The following is a 24670-nucleotide window of genomic DNA, read 5'->3' on the forward strand; positions in this document are numbered from 1 at the left end:
TCACCGCGCCGGATGCGTGGTCACCAGGGCGAAGACCGCGGCGCGCATATCGTCGGCCATGGGCAGACTGTCCACGCCGTCGGCGTCGATCCACTGGAATTCGTCGTGCTCCCCCGGCGCCAGCAACACCTCCCCCGGTTCCACCTCCACCACGAAGCTGTATTTGCGCACCCGGGATTTGGTGCGGGTGGCGTAGTCGAAACCACCCAGCACATCGGTGATGCGGCGCACCCGCAGCCCGGTTTCCTCGAACAGTTCCCGTTCCACACAGTCGGCGAAGGTCTCGCCGGATTCCACTCCGCCGCCGGGCAGTTCGTACATACCCCCGTGGTAGTCGTCGGCGACACGCCGCACGACCAGGAGTTTCCCCCCGCGGAATACGGCTACGCCCACCACGAAGTGGCTGATCCCCCTCGCTGCTGGCCTGCTGCCGGAGTTCGCGTTCGATGCCCGCGAGTACCTCGGGTCGCATCCCCCTGCCCTCCTCCGGTTTCACTTGCGGCCCATCATGATACGGTCGCCGACCGGTCGCCACCGGGGGAGCGACACGCACCGATTCCGGTCGCCGGGTGATTGCCCGCCGCCGAGGGCGGTAGCGAACTGCCTGGTCGGCGGCGTGCGAGGCGGTTCTGCCCGCACGTTAGAATTTACCGGGAATTCAGGTTGACCCCCGGGAAGTGCCCCTACCCTGGATTCTGATCGGTGCTCGCCGGTGAGAGGAGTACGGCGGTGTCCACGCTCACGACACCACACATCGATATCCATCGTGCCGGCGACCGCATGAAAACCCGTGTGGCATGGCTGGATTCGAAGCATTCGTTCTCCTTCGGGGAACATTACGATCCCGACAACACCCATCACGGCCTGCTTCTGGTGAACAACGAGGACATCGTGCTGCCCGGTGAGGGATTCGAAACCCATCCGCATCGGGATATGGAGATCGTCACCTGGGTCCTGAGCGGCAGCCTGGTGCATCAGGATTCGCTGGGTCACAGCGGGGTCATCTATCCGGGCCTGGCGCAGCGCATGAGCGCTGGCACCGGAATCCTGCATTCGGAGAAGAATGATTCCTGGCGGATCAGCACGGCGCCCGAGCACGAGGAGCCGGTGCATTTCGTCCAGATGTGGGTGGTGCCGGACGAACCCGGCCTGACGCCCGGCTATCAGCAGTTGGAGATCGACGACGAATTGGCCGGTGGCGGGCTGGTGACGGTGGCCTCCGGGCTGCCCCGCTATCGCGACCGGACGGCCATCGCCATCAACAGCAGTCATTCCGCCCTGCACGTGGCGCGCATGGCGGGTCCGGCCGAGCCGTCGGAGGTGCGGTTGCCCGAGGCGCCGTACCTGCATGTGTTCGTGGCGCACGGCGAGGTCGAGATGGAGGGTGTGGGGACGCTCTACGAGGGTGATGCGGTGCGCATGGTCCGCAGCGGCGGACAGCGCGTGACCGCGAATCTGCCGTCGGAAATCCTGGTGTGGGAGATGCACGCGCGCCTCGGTGGTCAATAGTCCGGGCGGGGCAATAGCATCTACAGCGATTCGTGATGAACGCAGCTTTTGGGACGAATCGGGCACGTTAACGGTTCGTTCGCACGTTCGCGATACCGGGAGCACCACCGACGGAAGGACCCCGCATGTCGTATCCGCCACCGCCCTCCGGCCAGTACGGCGAGTATCCGGCCCCGCCGCCCGGCGGCTATCCCCCACCCGGCGCGCCCGGCGGTCAGCAGTACTGGCAGGAGTCCCCGAAGGGTAAGGGTCTCGCGATCACCGCCCTGGTGCTCGGCATCCTGGCGCTGCTGAGCTTCTGGACCATTCTGGGCGGGATTCTCTTCGGGCTGTTCGCTCTCATCTTCGGCATCATCGCCATGGTGAAGGCCAAGTCCGGCACCGCCGGAGGTTTCGGCATGGCGCTCACCGGTCTCATTCTCGGCCTTCTGGGCCTGGTGGGCTCGGTCACCTTCCTCATTGTCGGCTGGAGCATCTTCGAGGAGACCGGCGGCAAGGACTTCATCGAATGCGTCAGCAATGCGGGCAATGATCAGGCCAAACTCGATCAGTGTGAGCGCGATTGGAATCAGCGCGTGGAGGACAAGTTCAGCATTACGCTGACACCCCAGCCCACCAACTGAGTGATAGGGGGTGTGGGGGCCGGCTGATTGGGAAGCCCCCACACCCTTTCTCTTCGGGGGTTGGGCGGTGCCCCCTAGAGCTGGTGCCCCCTAGAGCTTCGGCGCTCCCAACGCCTCGGTGCGGGTCGCCCGGCAGACCCGGGTGGCGGCCACCACTTCCGCGAGCTCGGGCCGGAAGTCCCCCTCCGGCGGGCAGATCCAGAGTCGGTATCCGCTGTGCTCATCGGTCGGTGACGGCAGCACGATGTGGCTACCGGGCAGCGCCACCGCGGCGCAGTCGCGGAACAGATCGGCGAACAAGGCCACGTCGAGATAGGACCCGTCGGTCGGCCCGGTCAGGAAGGTCCAGCGGTGCGAGCGCGGATGGGCGATCACCGGACCGCAGCGATGCAGGCTCTTCAGGTGGTCGCGGACCCGTGCTCCGATATCGGCGGGCATGGTGACCGCCCCGACCGCGCCGACCTCGAGCATGATCCGCCCGAGCTGGGAGTCGACGACCCCGTACAGGCCGTGCTCCTTGCGGTAGCGTCGGCAGCGGGCCAGCGCTTCCTGGGTTTCGGTGTACGAGGATGGGTCCAGCGCGCTCATGGCGAACCTCCTGCTACCGACCCTATTCTCCGGCAATCGGTATGACAATAGTCACACGCCAGCGAATTATCGGCGTAGAGTCAGCAGTCATGGCACCCGTCTCGCCCACCGTCGCCAGGTGGGAGCTGGTGCTGCGCCTGCGCGAACTGCGGGAGCAGCGCGGCTTCGATTCGGCGACCTTCGCCAAACGCGTCGGCTTCACGCCGGCGAATTGGTCGCATGTCGAGAAGGGTCGCCGGGTACTCACCGTCAATACGCTCGGCCCGGTGCTCGAACTCCTCGAAGTCGATGGTGAGGAACGCGCCGATCTGCAAGAACTTCTGCTGGCGAGCAAGGAACGCGGCTGGTGGGCGAAAACTTCCGCGCTCATCGGCACGGAGTTGCAGCGTTATTACGGTATGGAATTCGGTGCGGAGAGTATCCGCAGCTACGACAGTCTGGTGATCCCTGGCCTGTTGCAGACCGAGGAGTATGCGCGGGCGCTCATCAGCGCCGACGTCATGATCCGACCGGTCCAAGTGGAACAACTTGTGGCCGTGCGCATGCGAAGACAGGAACGGCTACGCGGTGACGATCGCCTGGAACTGACCGCCGTGGTCGGCGAAGCCACCCTGTTACAGCAGATAGGCGGCCCGAAGGTGCTGCGCGGACAGCTCGAGCATTTGGCGAGCCTACTGGCGGAACAGGATTCGGTGACGGTGCGGGTGATTCCGTTCACCGCGCCGCGCGGTGCGATTCTGGGCGGCTCCAGTTTTCATCTGCTGGATTTCGCCGTGGAATCATTGCCCACCTTCGCGTGGGCCGAGAGCGCGGTTTTCGGCGGTGGCGTCGACGATTCCGAGCAGGTTCGCGATTTGGGGTTTGCATTCGTGCGTGCACTCGACCAATCCCTCAGCCGTTCAGAGTCTTTGGAGATGATCAGGAATTATTCGCAAGGGTAGGAGACACATGTGCGCGCGTAAAATGCTGCCCATGCTTACCACCGCGAAACACCAACCGGAATCCACCGGCTGGTTCACGTCGACTCGCACCAACAATGGAAATCAGTGTGTGGAGGTTCGTTTCGACGGTGATGCGGTGCTCATCCGTGACAGCAAGTACCGGCGTAACCCAGAACATCGCCCAGAGGCCGAGCCCATCATCACCGTCAGCGCGAGCGAATGGATGTCGTTCCTCGCCCTGGTGCTGGGTCGCAACGATGCGGCCGCCCCCACCGGCGACCTGACCACACACCCCGCCCCCGACGGCCACACCGCCCTGCGCCACGGTGAGATCACCCTGGTCTACACCCCTGGCGAATGGCGGGCGTTCCTGGCCGGAGCCGGGGGCGGGGGAGTTCGATCGGATTCCCGTGTCCGGCTGAGCGGAGCCCGGCCAGGTGCCGCCGGAGTGGGCATACTGGGGATCGTGACTTCGCAGCTGACGCCTCCCTCGGGAATCGACCTGTCCTTCCAGAACGCGGACGTGCGGGTGCAGGACGACCTGTTCGCGCATGTCAACGGCAAATGGCTGGACACGTACGAGATACCGGCGGACCGCGCGGTCGACGGCGCCTTCCGGACGTTGTACGACCAGGCCGAGAAGGATGTGCAGGCGATCATCCAGGAGGCCGCGGCCGCGCATGCGGCCGTCGGCAGCATCGAACGCAAGATCGGCGATCTCTACAACAGCTTCATGAACGAGGCCCAGGTCGAGGAACACGGCCTGGCTCCGATCGTGGGCGAACTGGCGGCCATCCGCCAGATCACCGATCGCGGCGCCTTCGCGGCCCTGCTGGGCGGCCTGCAGCGCACCGGCGTGGGCGGTGCGCTGGCGGTGTACGTCGACACCGACGACAAGAACTCCGAGCGCTACCTGGTGCACGCCACCCAGTCCGGTATCGGCCTGCCCGACGAGTCCTACTACCACAAGGACGAGTACGCGGAGATCCGCGAGAAGTACGTCGCCCATATCCGCCGCATGTTCGAGCTGGCCGATATCGACCACGACCCGCAGCGCGTCTTCGATCTGGAGGCCAAGCTGGCCGCCGGACACTGGGACGTGGTGCGTCGCCGCGATGCCGAGAAGAGCTACAACCTCACCACCTTCGCGGCGCTGGCCGCGGAGAATCCCGAATTCGACTGGGACGCCTGGACCGCCGCGCTGGCCGAGAGCCTGGACCGCCCGGGTGCGGAGCTGTTCGCCGAACTGGTCGTGCGCCAGCCCGATTACGTTCGCACCTTTGCCCGAGTGTGGGCCGAAGAGTCGCTGGAGGACTGGAAGGCCTGGACCACCTGGCGCGTCCTCAAGGCCCGCGCGCCCTATCTGACCGCCGATCTGGTCGAGCAGAACTTCGACTTCTACGGTCGCACCCTCACCGGCGCGCAGGAGAATCGCGAGCGCTGGAAGCGCGGCGTGTCCCTGGTCCAGGATCTGCTGGGCGAGGCCGTCGGCAAGCTGTACGTGGCTCGCCACTTCCCGCCGGAAGCCAAGGCGCGCATGGTGGAACTGGTCGAGAATCTCCAGGAGGCCTACAGCCGCAATATCTCCGAGCTGGAGTGGATGGGCCCGGATACCAGGCAGGCGGCACTGGCCAAGCTGGAGAAGTTCACGCCGAAGATCGGTTACCCGGACGAGTGGCGCGACTACTCGGCCGTGACCATCGACCCGTCGGATCTGGTGGGCAACTACCGCCGCGGTTATGCCGCCGAACACGATCGGGATCTGAACAAGCTCGGCGGGCCGGTGGACCGCGGCGAATGGTTCATGACCCCGCAGACCGTCAATGCCTACTACAACCCCGGCATGAACGAGATCGTCTTCCCCGCCGCCATCCTGCAGCCGCCCTTCTTCGACATGAACGCCGACGATGCCGCCAACTACGGCGGTATCGGCGCGGTCATCGGCCACGAGATCGGCCACGGCTTCGACGATCAGGGCTCCAAGTACGACGGCGACGGCAATATGGTCGACTGGTGGACCGAATCCGATCGCACCGAATTCGGCAAGCGCACCAAGGCGCTCATCGACCAGTACAACCGGTTCTCCCCCAAGGACCTCACCGCGGATCACAAGGTCAACGGCGAGTTCACCATTGGCGAGAACATCGGCGATCTCGGCGGCCTGTCCATTGCCCTGGCGGCCTACAAGATCAGCCGCAATGGCGATGAGGCGCCCGTCCTGGACGGCCTCACCGGCCTGCAGCGCGTCTTCTTCGGCTGGGCCCAGGTGTGGCGCACCAAGGCCCGTAAGGAGGAGGCCATCCGCCGCCTCGCCACCGACCCGCACTCGCCGCCGGAGTTCCGCTGCAATGGCGTGGTCCGCAACCTCGACACCTTCCACGAGGCGTTCGACGTCAATCCGGGCGACGAGCTCTATCTCGATCCCGCGGAGCGCGTGAAGATCTGGTGATCAGCGCAGGCGGAGTTCCGTCTCGGCGTCGAAGAAGAACAGCTCGTCCGCCTTGGGTGTGAGCAACAGGCGATCACCCAGGGCGACCTGGAAGCGCCGGTCGACCCGGGCGACAATGCGCCCGGAGCGACTGGACCACTGATCGGTGATGCCGTGCGAATAGAGGAAGGACTCCGCGCCCAGCTCCTCCAGGAGCTCGACCTCGACGGCCAGCGCATTGGTGGCGTCGGTGGTGACCTCCCAGGATTCCGGGCGGATACCGATGATCACCTTCTTACTGGTAATGGTGCGCGGCAACGGGATTCGCAGGGTATTGAGCACCGCGTGGCCGTCCTCGACCGGCGCGGTCAGCAGGTTCATCCCGGGTGAGCCGATGAATCCGGCCACGAAGGTATTGACCGGATTGTCGTAGAGCTCGCGCGGCGCGGCGATCTGCTGGAGCTTGCCGTCGCGCAGCACGGCCACGCGGTGACCCATGGTCATGGCCTCGACCTGATCATGGGTCACGTAGACCGTGGTGGTGCCGAGTCGTTTTTGCAGCGCGGCGATCTGGGACCGCGTGGACACGCGCAGTTTGGCGTCCAGATTGGACAGCGGTTCGTCCATGCAGAAGACCTGCGGCCGCCGCACGATGGCGCGGCCCATGGCCACCCGCTGGCGCTGACCGCCGGAGAGTTTGGCGGGCTTGCGGTCGAGCAGGTCCTCCAGCTCCAGCATGGCCGCGGCCTCCTTGACCCGAATCAAGGTGTCCGCCTTGCTCATACCGGCATTGCGCAGGGCGAAGCCCATATTGTCGGCGACGGTCATGTTCGGGTACAGGGCGTAGCTCTGGAAGACCATGGCCACATCGCGGGCCCGCGGCGGGAGCCCGGTGACATCGCGGTCACCGATGTGAATGCTCCCGCCGGTCACCGCCTCGAGACCCGCCAGCATGCGCAGACTGGTGGATTTGCCGCAGACGGAAGGGCCGACCAGGACCAGGAATTCGCCGTCGGCGATCTCCAGATTCAAGGTGTCGACCGCGGGGGCGGGCGCACCCGGGTAGGTGAGGGTCGCGCCCTCGAACTGCACAGTCGCCATACCGGCGGGTCTCCTCGTGTCTTACTTGGGCAGCTTGGGGGTGATCTGCCGGTCGATAATGGCCTGCAGCTGATTGGTCACATCGGCGAAAGCCGTTGCGGCATACCGGTTCTGCAATCCGATCTGCTCCATGCCGGTGCCGATGATCTGGTCCGCGCCCGGTACGAAGACGCGCGCGTAGTCCTGCGACCGGGTCAGCGCCAGCTGATCGATGGCGGTCTTGGACTTCGGGTTCTTGGTCAGGAACTCCTGCTCGCTGGGATCCTGCAGCGCCGACTTGCGCACCGGCATGTATCCGGTGCCCTGGGTGAAGTACGCGGTATTGGCGGCATTGGTGATGAACTCGATGAACTTGAGCGCATTCTCCTTGCGCTGGTCCGAGATTCGCGACGGGATGGCCAGGCCCGCGCCGCCGGTGGTGGCGCCCGGCCCGTTCGGGCGCGGCAGGAAGGCGGTGCCGAATTCCAGCTTGCCCTCGGCGTTCTTCTGAATGCCCTTCAGATCACCGGTGGAGGCGATGGTGGAGGCGATGATGCCGGTGCCGAAGTCGGTGGCGATCTGCGGGCGGATGCTGGCGTACTTCTTCACATTGATGCTGTCGCGCAGGTAGTTCCCCGCCGAGATGGTGGCGGCGTCATTGAATTTCAGCGTCCACTGATCGGAGTAGCGGCCGCCGAAGGTCCAGGTCGGTCCCTGGAAGGTCCAGGCCAGGTAGTTCTTGGCGTCGCCCCAGCCGTGCGCCCACTTGTCGGCGCCGACCACGGACTGGATCTTGGGGCCCCACTCGTCGAATTCGGCCCAGCTCTCCGGACCGCGGTCGGGCAGACCGGCCTTGGTCCAGACGTCCTTGTTGTAGTAGAAGATCTGCGTCGAGCGCGCGTAGGGCAGCGCGTAGTGCTTGCCGTTGAACAGGTAGTCCGCGGCGAGCGAGTCCACGTAGTCGTCGAGTTGCACTCCGGCGGAAGCGAAGTGGCTGTCGAGCGGCTCGATGGTGCCATTGAGCGCGTAGTTGAACCACCAGACGTCGGACAGCACCACGACATCGGGCAGTTCACCGCCGGACAGCGCCGCATTGAACTTCTGCGACACCTCCTCGTAGTTCTTGCCCGCGTCGACCAGGTTCACCTTCAGATCCGGGTACTTGGCCTGGAACCGGTTGATGAGCTCGGTCTCCAGCTCCTTGGAAGTGCCCGGGTGGTTGGACCAGAAGGTAATGGTCTTGCCGTCGCCCTCCTGCTTGCTGCCGCCACCGCTGCCCGCGCAGGCGGTCAGTGCGAGCCCGGCCGCGCTCGCACCGGCCAGGCCGAGAAACCCGCGTCGCGACAAAGCGGGGCGGTGCCCTTTGAGTGATTGTGATTCGGACACAGGGATCTCTCTTTCCGGATTAACCCTTGACCGCACCGGAGGTGAGGCCCTTGATCATGTGACGCTGCAGCGCCAGGAAGACGATGAGAATCGGCAGCATGGTGAGGATGGTTCCGGCCATGACCGGCCCCCAGTTGGTGACGCTGGGGTTCTCGGTGTTCTGCAGCAGCGTGAGGCCCACCGGCAGGGTGGCGACCTCGGGACCGTCCGCCATGAGGAACGGCCACAGATATCCGTTCCATTCGTTGACCAGCGTGACCACGGCGAAGGCCACCATGGTCGGCCCGGACATGGGCAGCACCACCCGGGTCAGCAGCCGCCACCAGCCCGCGCCGTCCATGCGCGCGGCCTCGATGACCTCACTGGGCAGCGACAGGAAGTGATTGCGCATGAGGAAGGTGCCGAAGGCGACGCCGCACAGCGGAACGATGATGCCCTGCAGGGTGTTTCGCCATCCCAGCTGGGCGATGAGCGCGTAGTTGGAGATGACGGTGATCTGGTTGGGCACCATGAGCGCCGCGATGATCACCAGGAACAGCACGGTCTTGCCCGGGAAGCGCAGGAAGACCAGCCCGTAGGCGCTGAACACGCCGAGCACGAACTTCACCCCGGCCACGACGCCGGTGACGATGAGCGAGTTCCGCAGGAAGGTCCAGAACGGCAGCGTGGTGGTGGCGTCGGAGTAGTTCTCCGGATGCCAGGCGCGCGGCCAGTACACCGCGGGCTGCACGTAGATATCGGGCCGGTCCTTGAACGAGGTGATCACGATCCAGAACAGCGGGACGCCCACGATGACGAGCACGCAGGCCATGGCCGCGTAGCCGAAGACCTTCGCCCAGATCTCCCGGTTGTGCTGCAGGGAGCCGAGTTTCACTGATAGCCCCGATCCATGACGCGTACCTGGACGAGGGTCACGATCAGCAGCACCAGGAACATGATGGTGGCCACCGTCGCGCCGTATCCGGCCCGGAAGTTGACGAAGGATTCCCGATAAACCTGCACGACCATGGTGGTGGTGCCGGTGCCCAGCGGCCCGCCGCGGGTCATGGTGTAGATGATGTCGAAGACCTGCAGCGAGTTCAGCAGCACGGTGATGGACAGGAAGAAGGTGGTGGGCCGCAGCTGCGGCAGCAGCACCCGGGTGAAGCTGGTCCAGCGGCTCGCGCCGTCGATCTCGGCGGCCTCCATGAGATCCTGCCGAATGCCTTGCAGCGCGGCCAGATAGATGACGAAGGTATAGCCGAGGTTCTTCCACAGATAGGTCACGGTCACCATGACCATGGCCCAGGTGGGGTCCTGATAGAAGTCCGGCACCTTCGCCACCCCGAGTTTGTGCAGTACGTCCTGCACCAGCCCGAAGCCGGGATCGAAGATGAACTGGAAGGCCACGCCGATGGCGGCGCCGGAGATGACGAACGGCGTGAAGATGGCCGAGCGGACCACATTGCGCCCGAACAGCTTCCGATCCAGCAGCAGCGCGAGGGCCAAACCCAGCACCATACTGCCGATGACGGCGGCAATGGTGAAGACCACCGTGTTGCTGACAACTTGCCAGGAGTCGTCCCGGCCCCACCACTCGGTGTAGTTGTCGAAGCCGACGAAGGTGGCGTTGGTATCGGAAATATTCCAGTCGAAGAACGACAGCCGGATGTTGTCAATGAGCGGCCGGTAAACAAACACCGACAGCAGAATGAGATTCGGTGCGACGAGCACGAAGAACAACGCGTAATCCGACCAGGGTCTACTGCGCCAGCCGCGCCCCCGGGGCTGCGGCAATACTCGTTCGGGGCTCGATCTCACTCGCGCAGCGTGTCGGTTGCGCGCGAATAGCCGGTAACGGTGGGATGCCTTGCGGTTGAATAGTCGGCGCGCGGGCGCAACCGTCTGTTCACCGGATGCATCCGCGAGCGGCGCTGACATGGGACGAATGGTAAGTCTGCCCAGTCTGTTTCAAGGTCGAAATCGCGGATAGCGTTGTGACCAGTGCGAACTCGGCCCGGAAACGACAACACCCCCCACCCGCGAGGGGTAGGGGGTGCCGTGCGGGAAATTCAGTTCCAGTCGCCGTAGCCGTCGGCGGGGTTCAGGGTGCCGCCCTTGGTGTTCTGCACGATGACCGGGTCACCGCGCTTCACGTTCTCCTGGAACCACTTCGCGTCCTCGGTGCTCACGTTCAGGCAGCCGTGCGAGGAGTTGGACTTGCCCTGCTGTGCCACCGACCACGGGGCGGCGTGCACGAAGATGCCGCTGTTGGACATGCGGGTCGCGTACTCGACCTCGAGCTTGTAACCCTCGGGTGCGGTCACCGGCACGCCGTAGGTGGAGGAATCCATGATCATCTTGCGATTCCGGTCGCTGACGATATAGGTCCCGTTCGGGGTCTCGTGCCCGGTCTTGCCCATGGAGGTCGGCATGACCCGGACGACCTCGCCATTGCGGGTCACGGTGATCTGGTGGGTGGTGTCGTCGGCGGTGGCGATGAACTCGTCGCCGATCTCGTAGGCGACCTTGGTGCCGCCCGCCTCGACGGTCACCTGGGAACCGGCGGGCCAGAACGACTCGGGCCGCCAGCGCACCTGCTTGTCGCCCATCCAGTAGAAGTGGCCGTCCACTTTATTGGTGGAGGTGATGCGGATGGCCTTCTCGGCGGCCGCGTGATCGCTCACCGGCTCCTTGAAGTTGATGATGACGGGCTGGGCTACGCCGACCACCTAGCCGTCACCGGGGGTGATATTGGGCGCGGTGAAGTTGGCGGGCGGCAGCGGCGAGCTCGCGCCGGGGGCGGTGGGCAGATCGCCCGGAACGGGTTGCGGCATGACGGCCGAGGGCACGCCCGGGATTTCCGGGCCGCCCGGCCATAGCGGGGCTGCCGATGCGGGCGCTGCCACCACGGCTCCGGTCGCCGCGATGGCGGCGAGGGCGATCAGTCCCGACTTCCGGTAGCGGGTAACGCGCACAGCTTTGGTCCTTCCGTGCCGCCTCTCCGTGACTTTGGCGCACGGCAGGGAGCCGTAAACGGCTGGGAACGCGTGGCGGCGGTTGGGGAGCAACCCGATTCTGGGCGTACCCCAGGAGTTACCCCGAACTTGCGAAATCAGTTCTTGCGACACCCATTACTACAGGGCGATCCGAGGTGTGCCAATTGCGTTCTGGCAGTTATGCATACCGACCTCGTGGCGTGGGGAGCGTCACATCACCGGGCGCGCACCTCTCGTGTGATGTGTATGCGCCGTTCAGGTCGGCGAGTCGGAATGTGGTCCCGGACCGTGCCAGATGTCCGGGCGTACCCGCCGCCAAACCTGGTTGTGATCGAAATCACCGGGGTCGCATCAGGGTTCGAGGACGTCGAAGGTTATTGCCGCATGCGGACCGGTCGCAATGTTGTGTGGCACGGTCAGTGGCGTCCGCCCGCGCGCGAAGCGCGGCGACAGCCGCAGCCGTACCGCGCCGAGCACGGTGGCCAGGACGATCCGCAACTCGTAGTCCGCCAGCGTCGCACCGACGCAGCGCCGGTGCCCGCCGCCGTAGGGCGCGAATTCGAATGGGCTGTACCGGCGTTCGAGGAAGCGCTGCGGCCGGACCCGCTGCGGGTCGGGCCAGACCGCCGGATCGGAGTGCAGCAGCGGCACCGCGATGCCCATGGTGTCGCCCGCCCGCAGCCGCGCCCCGCGCAACTCGAAATCTCCGGTGAGCCTGCGCAATACGATCGGCACCGGCGGGTGCAGACGCAGCGTCTCCTGGCACACCGCATCCAGATTGGGAAGTGTCACAAGGTCCAGCGGATCGGGATCGGGCCCGGCCGCGTCCAATTCCGCGCGCAACCGGCGCAGCGCCTCCGGTTCCCGGTGCAGCCGGTACAGCGCCCAGACCAGTGCCGTCGCGGTGGTCTCGTGCCCGGCCACCAGCAGGGTGCGCAGCTGTTCACGCAGGTCACAGTCGGTCATGGCGGTGCCGTCGTCATATCGCGTCGCCAGCAGCAGCCCCAGCAGGTCCGAACCGCCGCCACCGGCCGCGCGGCGGCGCCGGATTTCGCCGTCGATGAGTACGTCGAATCGATCGCGCGCCGCGGTGAATCGCTCCCATCCGGACAAAACGAACAAATTACGCCGTAATGCCGGAACCAGAAACAGCGTTCCCCCGAAAGAGTTCAGGAATTCCGTTGTCGCCGCAGTGTATTCGGCACGCCGCTCGGGGTCCTCGATTCCGAATACCGCTGCGAGAATGACGCGCAATGCAATTGCGCGCGCCGCGGCCCTCGCATCGATTCTGCTACCGGGCCGCCATACCGCCCCGGTGCGTTCACCGGCCAGCTCCGCCCGGGCGGCATCGCGAATTACAGTGCCGTACGCGCTGATTCGACTCCGATGAAATGCGGGGGTCAGCAGCGCCCGGTCCTGCCGGTGCTTGGCGCCGCGGGACAGGATGAGCGACGCCGGGCCGACCATGGGTTCGATGGGGTTGGGCAGCGGCGGCCGCAACATCTCCGGCGGCGCCCGGAACAGCTCGCGCGCGCCCGCGGGCGTCCCGGTGAACACCGCCGATCCGAAGCCCGGGAACCGCACCAGGAACGGGTCCCCGTCCCGGCCGTGCCGCCAGCGGAAATAGCGCTCGAAGTCGATTCCGGCCGCCATCGCGTGCAGCGGCACCAGCCGTGGTTCCCGGAGTGCGCCGGGTCCGGCGAGGGCGTCCGCCGCGGTGCTCATGTCCTCCTATACGAGGTCGCCGCACCCCCGGTTCGGTGGGCGGAACCGAGCCGACGCTGTCGGTGCGGGCGTGTAAGCATGTCGGCGTAAACCCGAAGATCAATTGAGGACTGCTTGTGTTGCGTCAGCAGATTTCCGCCCGGATCGCCGTACCGGTGATCTCCGCCGTCGCCCTGCTGATCGCGGGCTGCGGATCCACCATCAACGGCACCGCCGTCGCCGACGGCGATTTGGCCGCCGTGGTCTCGGCGACCACCCCGTCCACCACCAAATCCCGGCCCACCACCAAGGCCGCCCCCACCACCACGAATGCCGACAAGGGCGGCGACACCGACTTCCAGGCCAGCATCGGTGATTGCGTGAAACTGGGCGGCACCAGCGAGGACGCCACCATCACCGAGGCCACCCGCGGGAGCAAGGACTCCAATTACAAGGTGGTGGCCAAGGCCCGCACCAACGACCTGTGCCCGACCGATGTCGACCAGGCGTACTACGAAACCCTGGCCGGTGTGGAAACCGGCGCGATCTGACTGGATATCGACTGGGTCATCGGCGACTGCATCGATATGGGTGACCGTGACACCATGCCGAAGCGGATCGAATGCACCAGCCGGACGGCCATCGACGGCGTGAAGGTGCTCGAGATCGTCAAGAACTCCACCAGCGTGGACGACTGCACCCTGGGCGAACAGGGCCGCACCTAGGACGAGCGGAAGTTCGTCGTCTGCGTCAATACGCTCTAGCGTCCGGACGCGAAAGGGGCGGTGATCCTCGGATCACCGCCCCTTTCAGGCATTTTCGGCCCGGCTAGATGGGGTAGTACCCCGCCCCGATCCCGCCGCGCGCATTGATGTTGTCCATGATCGTGGACATGTTCGTCCCGACCTCGGGCCCGAAGCAGGCGATGGCCAGGTAGGCGTTCACCATGCCGACGAGGGTGCTGCCGACCACCACCGGCGCACCGGAATCGCCTTCCACCACGCACATCTGGCTCCAGGTCTCGATACCCGAGCCGAAGACGTCACCCCAGGACAGTCCGCAGGTATTGCCGGTGGTGCGGTCTTCCTTACAGACGATCATGGGGAATCCGGGCGGCCCGCCGAGTCCGGTGATGGTCACATTGCCGATGCGATTGACCGGAACGACCTTGTCCGGATCGAACTGGATCACCGCGTAATCGAGTTCGTGGTTGGAGTAGACGAACTTGCCGATCTCCCCGGTGCCGCGGGCGGCCTCCGCGTAGACCCGTGCGCCCGGATCGCCGCAATGCCCGGCCGTGAGACCGACGAGCCGACCCGCATTGTCGTGACCGATGGTGGTCACGGTGCACTCGTACATATCGTCGATGATGATCCCGGATCCACCACCGATGACTGCCGTGGGTTCGGCGTTCGCGGTTCCGGCGCTGAGCGCTACCGCGCTCAGGGCAAGGGCGAAGGCGCCGGCCACCCCGGCAAGTTTCCTGATCATGACCCTCCAGACGTCGGAAGCCGCTCGAATCAACCTGTTGCTGCACACATCCTGTCAGTATTCGTCCCCGGGTGCTGGTTGTACTGCCACATGTTGCCGAGCCGTGTCCTCCCGCGCCGGAGGTCCGATACCTAGTTGGATAGGAGTTATCGGAACAATCCCCGAGCCGGGTGGATTTCCGATAAATTGATTCCTATTAGTTCTTACCCGGCGGATGTTCACAATGCCGGATTGCTCTGACTCGGCATAGAGAACTAGAACAAGTTCTAGAATATCGCCAGGTTCTTTGGGCTGTAAACTAACCGTGATGTGGCTGTTCACAACAGATCGTCGAAAGTGATCCGGCTCTATGACCGGAACCACAAGGGCGTGATGTGTTTTTCCTAACTCCGTAGTAAGGTGCGTCAAGCAAACAGTCGCCGGAGGCGGGTTCCCGGCGTCGAGAGGGGTAGTCGGTGCAGTTGACCAAAAGCCTGGGTGGGCAGGGGAGCCCAACGGAATCACGGATGAATACGGCCGTGAACTGGGCCAAGGAGTACTGACAGGACCATCCCAAGCGGTCCTTCGAGACCGGTGGCCGGATGATGGTCATGGGCGTGGCGGCGGTGGCCGAGCTGTTCATCGCCATATTCCGCAAGCGCTTCCCCTTCGGCGAGTTCATCCGCCAGTGCGCCTTCATGGCCAATGTCGCCGCCGCTCCGACCCTGCTGGTGGCCATTCCGATCGCCGTCATCGTCTCGATTCAGGTCGGCTCGGTGGCCGGGCAGGTCGGCGCCACCTCGTTCATCGGCGCGGCCAATGGCCTCGGCATCATTCAGCAGGGCGCGCCGCTGGTGACCTCGCTCATGATCGCCGGTGCGGTCGGATCCGCCATCTGCGCCGATCTCGGCTCGCGCACCATTCGCGCGGAGATCGACGCCATGAAGGTCATGGGCGTGGATCCCATGCGCCGGCTGGTGGCCCCGCGCCTCGGGGCGGCCATGCTGGTGTCCGTACTGCTGTGCGGCTTCGTGGTTTTCGTCGGCTTCCTGACCGGCTACATCTTCAATATCTTCGCCCAGGGCGGCACCCCCGGCTCCTACATCGGAACCTTCTCCTCCTTCGCGGTGACCATCGACCTGTTCGTGGCGCTGCTGAAATCGCTCATCTTCGGGCTGCTCGCCGCCATCATCGCCTGCGATGCCGGGCTCAATGCCAAGGGCGGACCGGGCGGCGTCGCGAATGCGGTGAACACCGCGGTGGTCATGTCCGCCGTCATGCTCTTCGGCGTCAACCTGATCATGACGCAGCTCTACAACTCCTTCTTCCCCCCACAGATGGTCTGAGTCGTGTCAGCAACGTATGTTCCGCCGCTGCTGCGGCCGTTCCAGCGCATCAAGGGTGTCGCGCAGTCGCCGGTCGACTTCGTCGCGCGCATCGGCCACCAGGTCTTCTTCCTGCGGTCCGTTGGCTCCATGCCGATGGCCTTCAAGCACTACCCCAAGGAGGTCTGGCGGCTGCTGTCCGATGTGACCTGGGGCAACGGCAATCTCGTCGTCGGCGGCGGCACCATCGGCGTGGTGCTCATCCTGTCGGCGTTCGGCGGCATGACCGTCGCCATCCAGGGGTACACCTCGCTGAACCTGCTCGGGCTGAGCCCGCTGACCGGCGCCATCTCGGCCTTCGCCACCACGCGTGAGCTGGGCCCGATGCTCGCCACCCTGGCCTTCGCGGCCCAGGCGGGCTGCCGGTTCACCGCACAGTTGGGCGCCATGCGCATCTCCGAGGAGATCGACGCGCTGGAATCGGTTGCCATCCGGCCGCTTCCGTATCTGGTCAGCACCCGCATGATCGCGGCCATGATCGCCATCGTGCCGCTGTACTGCATCGCGCTGCCGCTGGCCTACATCTCCTGCTCGCTGACCGTGACGCTCATCGGCGGCACCGCGACAGGCACCTTCCAGCACTACTTCTATCAGTTCCTGATACCGCAGGATGTGCTGTACTCACTGCTGAAAGCGATCATCTTCGTCGCGATCACCACGTTCATCCAGTGCTACTACGGCTTTTTCGCCTCGGGTGGCCCGGAGGGCGTCGGCGTCGCGGCCGGTCGCGCGATCAAACTCTGCATCATCGCGGTGGTGTTCGCGGACCTGTTCATGACCTTGGCCATCTGGGGTGTGGACCCCGGCATCCGGATCTCGGGATAGGGGGCGCACACGATGATCATCGATCCGAGCGGGCGCGGCCCGACCATGCGGCAGCTCATCATTGCCGGACTCTGCGGGCTCGCGGTCATAGCCCTCGTGCTGGGCTTCCTGATGGCGCGCTATCAGGGCAAGTTCGTCGAAAAGGTGAACGTCACCGCGAATCTCACCACCACCGGTGACGGTCTGCCCGAGAAGGCGGACGTGAAGTTCCGCGGCGTGCTGGTGGGCGCGGTCAAGGATGTCTCGGTCGCCGCCAAGGGCGAGAAGCAGGAAGTGCACATCGAGATGAAGCCGGAGTACACCGGCGACATCCCGGCCAATGTGACCGCCCGCGTGGTGCCGTCCAACCTGTTCGCCGTGACCTCGGTCGAGCTCGTCTACAACGGGCCGGATTCGGTGTTCCTGAAGGAGGGTTCGCAGATCTCCGAGGACACCTCCAAGGGCACCATCGCGCTGCAGGACACGCTCACCACGGTGCGCAATATCCTCAGCAAGATCGATCCGGTGCAGTTCGGCCGGGTGCTGGGCACCCTGTCCTACGCCCTGGACGGCAGCGGCCGCATGCCCGGCTCCACCGTCGAACGGGTGGATCGGTGGCTGCTGGCCGTGGACGAGTCCATTCCGGATCTCGGCGTCATGCTGAGCGATTTCTCCACCGCCTTCCAGGCTTTGAACCAGTCCGCGCCGGAACTCATGGGGGTGCTGGCGGATTCGGTGCGCACCGCGCAGACCATCTCCGATCGGCGCGCCGAGCTCATCTCGCTCATTGCGGGCACCTCCAGCACGGTGGACAAGGTCAATGCCCTGTTCGCCCGGAATCCGGATGTGGGCAAGGAAGTCACCACCGGCACCAGCGCACTGTTCGGCGCCATGTCCGACGATCCGGGCGCCATCCCGAAGGCCATCGAGAACCTCAACAAGTCGATCCGCGCGCTGTCCACCACCTTCCACTGGGGTCCGCAGCGGCAGATGGTCTGGAACCTGGGCCTCACCTTCACGCCGTACAAGCCGTACACGCAGGCCGACTGCCCGCGCTACGGCGAGCCGGCCGCCCCGAGCTGCTACACCGCGCCCCTGGAATCGGATCCGGGCGTGCTGCCGGAATCGCTGCGCCCGCGGGCCCTCGAATCCGCGGCCGGGCTGCCGAGTCTGCCGGTGCCGGACGGGTTCCCGGTCATTCCGGGCATCAATTCCGGCGAGGCCACCGCACCCGGCGCGCAGCCGGGCAACCCGCTCTCGGGCACCCCGCTCGAGGATCTGTTCCCGAACCTGTTCGGCGTGCCGACGGTGCCGGGCGCGGCGCCGGAGACCAAGCCGAATCCGGAGGGCACGGTGCCCGCGGCGGCCGGGCCGATCTCGCTCAATACCGAGCAGGCCATTATCGCCATGCTGGGCCGCAAGCCCACCGCGGGTGAATACCTGCTGCTGAGCTCGATTCTGAGGGGTGGAACCTTGCAAGTGACCGAAAGCGGGGCGGCCAAGGGAGCTATCGCAAACCGCTGATCGGCTTCAGCCTCTTCGCGGTGGTGGCGATCCTGGTGACCGCGGTCATCTGGAATACCCTCGCCCGCACCGTGGAAGGCTCGACCAATACCTATTCGGCCACCTTCACCGATGTGCTCGGCCTGCGCGAGGGCGATGACGTCCGGATGGCCGGGGTGCGCGTCGGCAAGGTCGAGGGCATCGATCTCGACAAGCAGAACAATGCCAAGGTGACCTTCATCGTGCAGCGCGATCAGACGCTGTTCGGCGATACCAAGGCGCTGGTCCGCTACTAGAACCTCATCGGGCAGCGGTATCTCGCGCTGGCCCCGGACAAGAAGGGCGGCGATCACACGCCGCTGAAGAACAACGCGTCGATTCCGCTGGAGCGCACCGAGCCGTCCTTCGACATCTCGGGCCTGCTCAATGGATTCCAGCCGCTGTTCGAGGTGCTGCAGCCGGAACAGGTGAACAGCCTGTCCAATACCTTCGTCCAGGCGCTACAGGGCGACGGAGTCTCGTTGAGCACCTTCATCACCCAGGCGGCGGCGCTGGCGAGCAATTTCCAGCGGCGCGACGCCATCCTGTCCTCGGTGATCACCAACCTGTCCGGCGTCATGTCCGGCCTGGCCCGGCGCGGTGACGAACTGGAGACCCTGGTGACGCAGACCCGCGCGCTCATCGGCGGCCTGTACGCCCAGGGCCAGTCGCTGCAGGCCTCGACGGTGCAGATCGCCGACGCCACCACAGCGCTGGTGGCCATGATCGGGCAGATCCAGCCGAAGCTGGCCCTGGCCCAGAACGCCACCCGCGACGCCCTGACCCTGCTCATCGCCAATGGCGAGAAGCTCGATCGGGCGGCTGTGGACCTGCCCGCCATCCTCGCCGATATCGGCAAGTTCACCCAGAACGGCACGTACGCCAATGCGTACATCTGCTCTCTGGATGTTTCGCTGTACGGTGTCCTCTTCCCGCGCGGTCTGTTCAATCAGATCGGCGGCAACTCCCACTCGGCGGTGTGCCGGCCATGATCTCGAAACTCAAGTCCCGCTTCGATTCCAACCGCAACTTCTGGCTCGGCGTCCTGGGCGCCGCGCTCATTGTCGGGCTGCTCGTCGCCTCCAGCACCTTCCGCATGCTGGGGGTCGGTGAGCAGTCCATCAAGGCCGAATTCGCCCAGACCGCGGGCGTCAAGGTCGGCGACAAGGTGGACGTCTCCGGCGTTCCGGTGGGCCGGGTCGCCGCCGCCGAACTCGAGGGCGATCACGTGCTGCTCACCCTCGCGGTCAGCCATGACGTGAAGCTGGGCCCGGACGCGCGCGCCTCCATCAAGATGGCGACGCTGCTGGGCGCCCGCTTCGTGGACCTGGATCCGGGTGACGGCTCCGGGCTGCCGGACGATCGAATCCCCAAGTCCAATACCGCCGTTCCCTACAACCTGGCCGATGTGGTGCAGGAGGGCACGCCGAAGTTCGAGGCGCTCGACACGCAGAAGCTGGCGCAGTCGCTCGATCTGATCAACCAGCAGCTGGGTGACACCCCGGCGCTGACCGTGCAGGCGCTCGACTCCATCGGCGCGCTGGCCAAGACCATGAACGACCGCAAGGACGCGGTGGACCAGCTGCTCAAGGATCTGGACCGGGTCACCACCATCCTGGGCGACAACCGCAACAGCGTGCTGCTGGTGATCACCCAGGGCGAGGCCATCGCCAATCGGGTGATGGAACGCCAGGCACTGCTGCGTTCGCTGCTGGACAATATCGCCACCCTGAGCGGGCAGCTGCAGGCCATCGGCGCCGAGAACAACGATCAGTTCGGCCCGACCCTGACACAGCTGCAGACCATGGCCGAGGGCCTGCAGAAGAACAAGGACAATCTGGATCGGCTGCTGTCGATCATGCCGGTGTCCTTGCGCACCTTCAACAATGTCTTCGGCAACGGCAACTACGGCGAGGTCGCCCTGCCGTGGCTGTTCCCGGACAACTGGCTGTGCTTCGCGCAGGTGAATGAGGGGTGCCAGTAATGCGAGCCATCAATACGTCCACCCTCGCCCGAATCGCCAAGGGCGCGTTCATCGGCGCCGCGGCACTGGCCGTGGGCAGCTGCTCGATCGTGCCCCTCGGCGTGAAGGACGCGGCCGGGCAGACCCAGCACTTCACCGCCGACTTCCGCAATATCGCGGGCATGTTCGAGGGCAATCCGATCACCGTGCTCGGGCTCGAGGTCGGCGAGGTCGACAAGATCGTGCCCAAGGGTGAGTACGTCGAGGTCCACATGACCGTCGACAAGGGCGTGAAGATTCCCAAAGACGTGGTGGCGGCGCTGATCTCGCCGTCCATCGTGACCGATCGGCACATCGAGCTGAGCCCGGTCTACACCGGCGGTGAAACCCTCAAAGAGAACGCGCACCTCACCACCAGCCAGACCAAGACCCCGGTCGAGCTGGACACCATGATCAAGACCATCGACGCCTTCGCCGCGGCGCTGAAACCGCAAGAGGGACAGGAGGGCATCGGCCCGCTGTCCGGCCGGGTGCTGTATCCGATGATGGACGGCAATGGCGAGAAGATGCGCGAGGTGCTGAACTCGCTGTCCGGCGCGCTGAAGGTCGGCGTGGACAACAAGGACGCGGTTGCCACCATCATTATCAAGCTGAACGAGCTCACCACCATGCTGGCCGAGAACGACCAGTCGGTGCGCGATTTCAGCAACAAGCTCACCCAGATGAGCACCCTGCTCGCCGACCAGGCCCCGGGCCTGCAGGCCACGCTGGATCAGCTGAACGGTTTCCTGGCCAATACCTCCGGCGTGTTCTCGCAGTACTCCGAGCAGCTCAACGGCACGCTCACCGGTCTCACCAATGTCACCAACCAACTGCGCGCCAACGCGGCCGGGGTGGTCGAGATCGTCGATATCGCGCCGCTGCTCATGCAGAACCTGGACCGGTCGGTCAACAAGGAGAAGGGCTTCGTCCGCCTGCACGGCATTCTCGGCACCGCGTTCTCCGGCGAGCTCATCAGCCTGTTCTGCGAACGCATCCAGATGAAGGCCGATGGCTGCCGCACCGGCAAGATCGAAGATATGGGTCCGGACTTCGGTCTGACCGCGGCCATGTTGGGACTGACGCGATGAGCAATCGATTCCAGCGCGCCCGGCGCGCCACCCTGGCGCTGGCGGTCACCGCGGCCCTGGCGGCCTCGGGCTGCGGTCTGACCGTGGAGAGCCTGCCGCTGCCCAAACCCGGTGCGGGCGAGGACACCTACACCGTGCACGCGGTATTCGAGAACGCGCTCAACCTGCCCGATCAGGCCAAGGTCAAGATCGGCGGCTCCGATGTCGGCGTGGTCTCCAAGATCGAGACCAAGAACTTCCAGGCTCTGGTGGATCTGGAGATTCGCACGGATATCGAACTGCCCGCCAACTCGACCGCCGAACTGCGGCAGGCGACTCCGCTCGGCGATGTCTTCGTGGCCGTGTCCAAGCCCAAGGACGCGCCCGGCCAGCAGATGCTGAAAAACGGTGACACGCTGACCAATACCTCGGCCGGAGCCACCGTCGAGGAACTGTTGCTGTCGATCTCGCTGCTGTTCAATGGCGGCGGTATCGCGGCGCTGTCCAAGCTCACCGCCGAAATGGACTCCATTGTCGGCGGGCGCGGGCCGCAGCTGGCGCATCTGCTCACCGAGATGACCGGCGTGGTCGGCAGTCTCAACAACAACAGCCAGAACATCGACGCCGTGCTCGCACAGTTCGGTGCGCTGGCCACCACCATCGAGGGCAATCACGATCAGCTCGGCCAGGTGGCCGACAGCCTGCCCTCCATGATCGGCGCCATTGCCGAGAACAATCAGGCCATCGGCGAGCTGCTCACCAAGATCTCGACAACCAGTGCGGCGCTGGGCGATTACGCCAACACCACCACCGACGATCTGGCCAGCCTGCTCGACAATGTGCATCAGCTCATGAACGCGCTGTCGCAGACCGAGGCCAACCTCGGACCCGCACTGGATGCCCTGAGCGAGCTGCGGCCCGCGGTGGACGCCTCCTTCAAGGGCAATACCCTCGCGGTGGCGGCGACCCTGACCATGCTCGATATCGGCCTGATCACCGATCCGGCCAATAGCAAGTTCCCGGATGGGCACGATTTCGCGGACTTCGCGGGCAGCCTGATCCAGGTGCTGCAGATCGTGTACAGCCGGATCAACGGGGGCCACAGATGAACTGGGTGAAGCAGCACAAGAACCTGGTGTCGAATACGGCGCTGGTGCTGATCCTGCTCCTTGGCGCGGCGTATCTGGCGGTGAGCGTGATGCGGGTGAATCCGCTGCGCGAAACCTATGCGGTGACCGTCAATCTGGATCGCTCCGGCGGTCTGCAGCCCGGTAACGATGTGACCCTGCGCGGCTACCGGGTCGGCAAGGTCACCGAGATCAAGCTGGTGGACAATGGCGCGGCCATCGCGGCCACGGCCCAGATCGACACCAAATACCGGATTCCGGCCGATACCTAGATCTATGTCGGCGCGCTCTCCGGTGCGGGCGAGCAGTACATCGACTTCCGGCCGAATACCGATCAGGCGCCGTACCTGCACGACGGTTCGGTGGTGCAGTTCGACAAGGAGAATGTGAAGACGCCGACCCCGGTGTGGTCGGTGCTCGACAATTCGGTGGAACTCATCGCGCAGATCGATCCGGACAAGTTCCAGGTCATTCTCTCCGAACTGGATACCGCGCTCTCCGGCGGTCAGGACCAGCTGCGTTCGCTCATCGACGGCATCAGCATCGCCACCACCGGGCTGGACAATCTGCTGCCGCAGACCACCAACCTGATCAAGAACCTGCAGACCATCAATGCGACGACCTCGCTCGCGCAGCCGGATCTGGGTACGCTGACGGCCAACTCGTCCGTTCTGTTCCAACAGTTCAACGATGCCAATGCCGAACTCCAGCGGATCCTGGAGCAGGCACCCGGGCAGATGCAGGCCCTCGGCGCGGTGCTCGACAAGACCGCCGATCCGATGACCAGCCTGGTCACCAACTTCGTGGCCATCACCAAGGCCGCGCAATTGCGGGTCCCGGCCCTGCGGGCGCTGTTCCCGGCGCTGGTGGTGGGTTCGGAGGCCATGGGCGCTCCGGCGCACGACAACGAGTTCTACACCATTCTCGATGTCTGGCCGCGTACCTGGTGCGACTACTCGACCAAGAAGGTGCGCAACGAGGCCGCCACCGAGGCGACCCTGCCGCGGTGGGCCAGCTACTGCGCGAATCCGCCGTTCGATCAGCAGATTCGCGGTTCGGGCAATGCACCGCGCCCGGATGTGCCCAACAATGGCGCGTTGCCGCCCGCCGACGCCGATCCGAACGAGCGGACGCTGCCGCCCATCAAGTGAAGAGGGTGAAACAAACCCGGTCCCGGCGGCGTATCCGCCGGGTCGGCATACTCGCAGACGGAACCGAATCGGCGCGCCCGCGGCGCGCCAGAAAGTGTGGGGACTGATTCATGTCGGATGACGCCACTAAGAAAACTGAAGACGAGGCCGGGAAGGCCGAGGCGACACAGCCTGGGGGGCGCTGCCGATGAGTCCGCCACGACGGACCTGAGCGATAAGCAGGACGCACCCGCCGCGAAACCGGACCTCGCCAAGAAGTCCGATGCCAAGGACTCCGATGCCAAGGACAAGGCGCCCAAGGCCGCTCCGGCCAAGGCCGCCAAGCCGGTTGCCGCCGGTGCCGCCAAGCCCGCCTTCCCGCTGGTCCCCGTGATCGCCGCCTTCGCCGCGGGCGTGGTCCTGGTCGCCGCCGTGGCCACCGGAGTCGTGCTCTGGAAGAAGGGTTCCGACAACCAGAAGGAACTCGACGCCCGCGACGGCGCCACCGCCGCCGCCTGCGATTTCGGCAAGGCCGTCTCCAACTACGACGCCAAGAACCTCGACGACTACTTCACCCGCGTCAAGGATCTCTCCACCGGCCAGTGGCTGGAATTCTTCGGCGGCGCCTCCGACGCCCTCAAAGAAGCCATGGCCAGCGTCCAAGCCAAATCCACCCTCGACGAGATCCACTGCGCCTGGGAATCCGGCAGCGACGACAAAGCCAAGGTCGTCCTCATCCTCACCCAGGTCCGCTCCAATGGCGTAACCCCCACCTCCGACATGCTCACCGTCCCCGGCGTAGCCGACATGGTGAAAGAAAACGGCAAGTGGAAAGTCGCCAACTTCGACTCCCCCGCCATGAAGGGCCTCACCGGCGGAGGCGGCACCCCCGCCCCCACCACC

The 24670-nt window shown here is 65.2% G+C and carries 21 protein-coding genes and 3 pseudogenes; 15 read left to right on the forward strand and 9 right to left on the reverse strand.

All coding sequences use genetic code 11. The annotated features are described in order from the left end of the window. A complete protein-coding gene (locus NC4_RS04330; RefSeq protein WP_245721485.1) occupies positions 1-354 on the reverse strand; it encodes an NUDIX hydrolase in 354 nt (117 codons plus the stop codon). 375 nt (positions 355-729) lie between these two features. On the opposite strand from NC4_RS04330, the gene NC4_RS04335 reads away from it, so the two are divergent. Further along, positions 730-1509 (forward strand): pirin family protein, encoded by a 780-nt coding sequence (locus NC4_RS04335; RefSeq protein ID WP_157554266.1) that lies wholly within the window; start codon positions 730-732, stop codon positions 1507-1509. 125 nt (positions 1510-1634) lie between these two features. After that, positions 1635-2132: a DUF4190 domain-containing protein gene (locus NC4_RS04340; protein ID WP_067532588.1), complete on the forward strand. Its 498-nt coding sequence runs from the start codon at positions 1635-1637 to the stop codon at positions 2130-2132. A 90-nt stretch (positions 2133-2222) separates the two neighbouring features. Here the strand turns inward: NC4_RS04340 and NC4_RS04345 are convergent, their stop codons facing one another. Further along, complete coding sequence (locus NC4_RS04345; RefSeq protein ID WP_067532591.1) at positions 2223-2720, reverse strand: hypothetical protein; 498 nt, start codon at positions 2718-2720, stop codon at positions 2223-2225. Positions 2721-2848: 128 nt separating this feature from the next. Here NC4_RS04345 and NC4_RS04350 point away from each other — a divergent pair, with 128 nt between their 5' ends. Both NC4_RS04350 and NC4_RS04355 read left to right on the forward strand, forming a co-directional pair. Further along, positions 2849-3661, forward strand: coding sequence for a helix-turn-helix domain-containing protein (locus NC4_RS04350; protein ID WP_245721486.1), 813 nt, complete (start codon positions 2849-2851; stop codon positions 3659-3661). A gap of 31 nt (positions 3662-3692) precedes the next feature. Next, the gene (locus NC4_RS04355; RefSeq protein WP_218020908.1) at positions 3693-6110 is read left to right on the forward strand and encodes a M13-type metalloendopeptidase; all 2418 of its coding nucleotides are present in this window, start codon (positions 3693-3695) and stop codon (positions 6108-6110) included. Here the strand turns inward: NC4_RS04355 and NC4_RS04360 are convergent, their stop codons facing one another. The 6 genes and pseudogenes from NC4_RS04360 to NC4_RS04385 form a co-directional block, all read right to left on the reverse strand. Further along, positions 6111-7190, reverse strand: a complete 1080-nt coding sequence (locus NC4_RS04360) for an ABC transporter ATP-binding protein (RefSeq protein WP_067532597.1) — start codon at positions 7188-7190, stop codon at positions 6111-6113. Positions 7191-7211: 21 nt separating this feature from the next. Further along, complete coding sequence (locus NC4_RS04365; protein WP_067532601.1) at positions 7212-8516, reverse strand: ABC transporter substrate-binding protein; 1305 nt, start codon at positions 8514-8516, stop codon at positions 7212-7214. 58 nt (positions 8517-8574) lie between these two features. Beyond that, positions 8575-9366, reverse strand: coding sequence for a carbohydrate ABC transporter permease (locus NC4_RS04370; RefSeq protein WP_245721488.1), 792 nt, complete (start codon positions 9364-9366; stop codon positions 8575-8577). 59 nt (positions 9367-9425) lie between these two features. Further along, positions 9426-10355 (reverse strand): carbohydrate ABC transporter permease, encoded by a 930-nt coding sequence (locus NC4_RS04375; protein ID WP_067532607.1) that lies wholly within the window; start codon positions 10353-10355, stop codon positions 9426-9428. 251 nt (positions 10356-10606) lie between these two features. After that, a pseudogene (locus tag NC4_RS04380) lies at positions 10607-11512 on the reverse strand (L,D-transpeptidase). A 372-nt stretch (positions 11513-11884) separates the two neighbouring features. After that, a complete protein-coding gene (locus NC4_RS04385; protein WP_067532610.1) occupies positions 11885-13258 on the reverse strand; it encodes a cytochrome P450 in 1374 nt (457 codons plus the stop codon). 116 nt (positions 13259-13374) lie between these two features. Here NC4_RS04385 and NC4_RS04390 point away from each other — a divergent pair, with 116 nt between their 5' ends. After that, positions 13375-13788 (forward strand): LppU/SCO3897 family protein, encoded by a 414-nt coding sequence (locus NC4_RS04390; protein WP_084528476.1) that lies wholly within the window; start codon positions 13375-13377, stop codon positions 13786-13788. 277 nt (positions 13789-14065) lie between these two features. Here NC4_RS04390 and NC4_RS04395 read toward each other — a convergent pair whose 3' ends face one another. Next, the gene (locus NC4_RS04395; protein WP_067532613.1) at positions 14066-14728 is read right to left on the reverse strand and encodes a chymotrypsin family serine protease; all 663 of its coding nucleotides are present in this window, start codon (positions 14726-14728) and stop codon (positions 14066-14068) included. Positions 14729-15234: 506 nt separating this feature from the next. On the opposite strand from NC4_RS04395, the pseudogene NC4_RS04400 reads away from it, so the two are divergent. The 10 genes and pseudogenes from NC4_RS04400 to NC4_RS04440 all read left to right on the forward strand — a co-directional run. Continuing rightward, positions 15235-16053, forward strand: a pseudogene (locus NC4_RS04400) (MlaE family ABC transporter permease). A gap of 3 nt (positions 16054-16056) precedes the next feature. Next, complete coding sequence (locus tag NC4_RS04405) at positions 16057-16917, forward strand: ABC transporter permease (protein ID WP_067532616.1); 861 nt, start codon at positions 16057-16059, stop codon at positions 16915-16917. A gap of 12 nt (positions 16918-16929) precedes the next feature. Further along, the gene (locus tag NC4_RS04410; protein ID WP_067532619.1) at positions 16930-18420 is read left to right on the forward strand and encodes an MlaD family protein; all 1491 of its coding nucleotides are present in this window, start codon (positions 16930-16932) and stop codon (positions 18418-18420) included. Next, positions 18417-19430, forward strand: a pseudogene (locus NC4_RS04415) (MCE family protein). Before NC4_RS04410 ends, NC4_RS04415 begins: the two are co-directional and overlap by 4 nt. After that, positions 19427-20422 (forward strand): MCE family protein, encoded by a 996-nt coding sequence (locus NC4_RS04420; RefSeq protein ID WP_067532661.1) that lies wholly within the window; start codon positions 19427-19429, stop codon positions 20420-20422. Before NC4_RS04415 ends, NC4_RS04420 begins: the two are co-directional and overlap by 4 nt. Then, the gene (locus NC4_RS04425; RefSeq protein WP_067532622.1) at positions 20422-21531 is read left to right on the forward strand and encodes an MlaD family protein; all 1110 of its coding nucleotides are present in this window, start codon (positions 20422-20424) and stop codon (positions 21529-21531) included. Before NC4_RS04420 ends, NC4_RS04425 begins: the two co-directional genes overlap by 1 nt. Next, positions 21528-22619 (forward strand): MCE family protein, encoded by a 1092-nt coding sequence (locus NC4_RS04430; RefSeq protein WP_067532624.1) that lies wholly within the window; start codon positions 21528-21530, stop codon positions 22617-22619. Before NC4_RS04425 ends, NC4_RS04430 begins: the two co-directional genes overlap by 4 nt. Continuing rightward, the gene (locus NC4_RS44370; RefSeq protein WP_369690666.1) at positions 22616-22909 is read left to right on the forward strand and encodes an MlaD family protein; all 294 of its coding nucleotides are present in this window, start codon (positions 22616-22618) and stop codon (positions 22907-22909) included. Before NC4_RS04430 ends, NC4_RS44370 begins: the two co-directional genes overlap by 4 nt. A gap of 75 nt (positions 22910-22984) precedes the next feature. Then, positions 22985-23788: an MCE family protein gene (locus NC4_RS04435; RefSeq protein WP_369690667.1), complete on the forward strand. Its 804-nt coding sequence runs from the start codon at positions 22985-22987 to the stop codon at positions 23786-23788. Between the two features lie 117 nt (positions 23789-23905). Then, the coding region (locus tag NC4_RS04440; RefSeq protein WP_067532628.1) for a hypothetical protein at positions 23906-24670 on the forward strand (765 nt) is incomplete at its 3' end.

This window comes from Nocardia crassostreae (assembly GCF_001613405.1).
Lineage (GTDB): Bacteria > Actinomycetota > Actinomycetes > Mycobacteriales > Mycobacteriaceae > Nocardia > Nocardia crassostreae.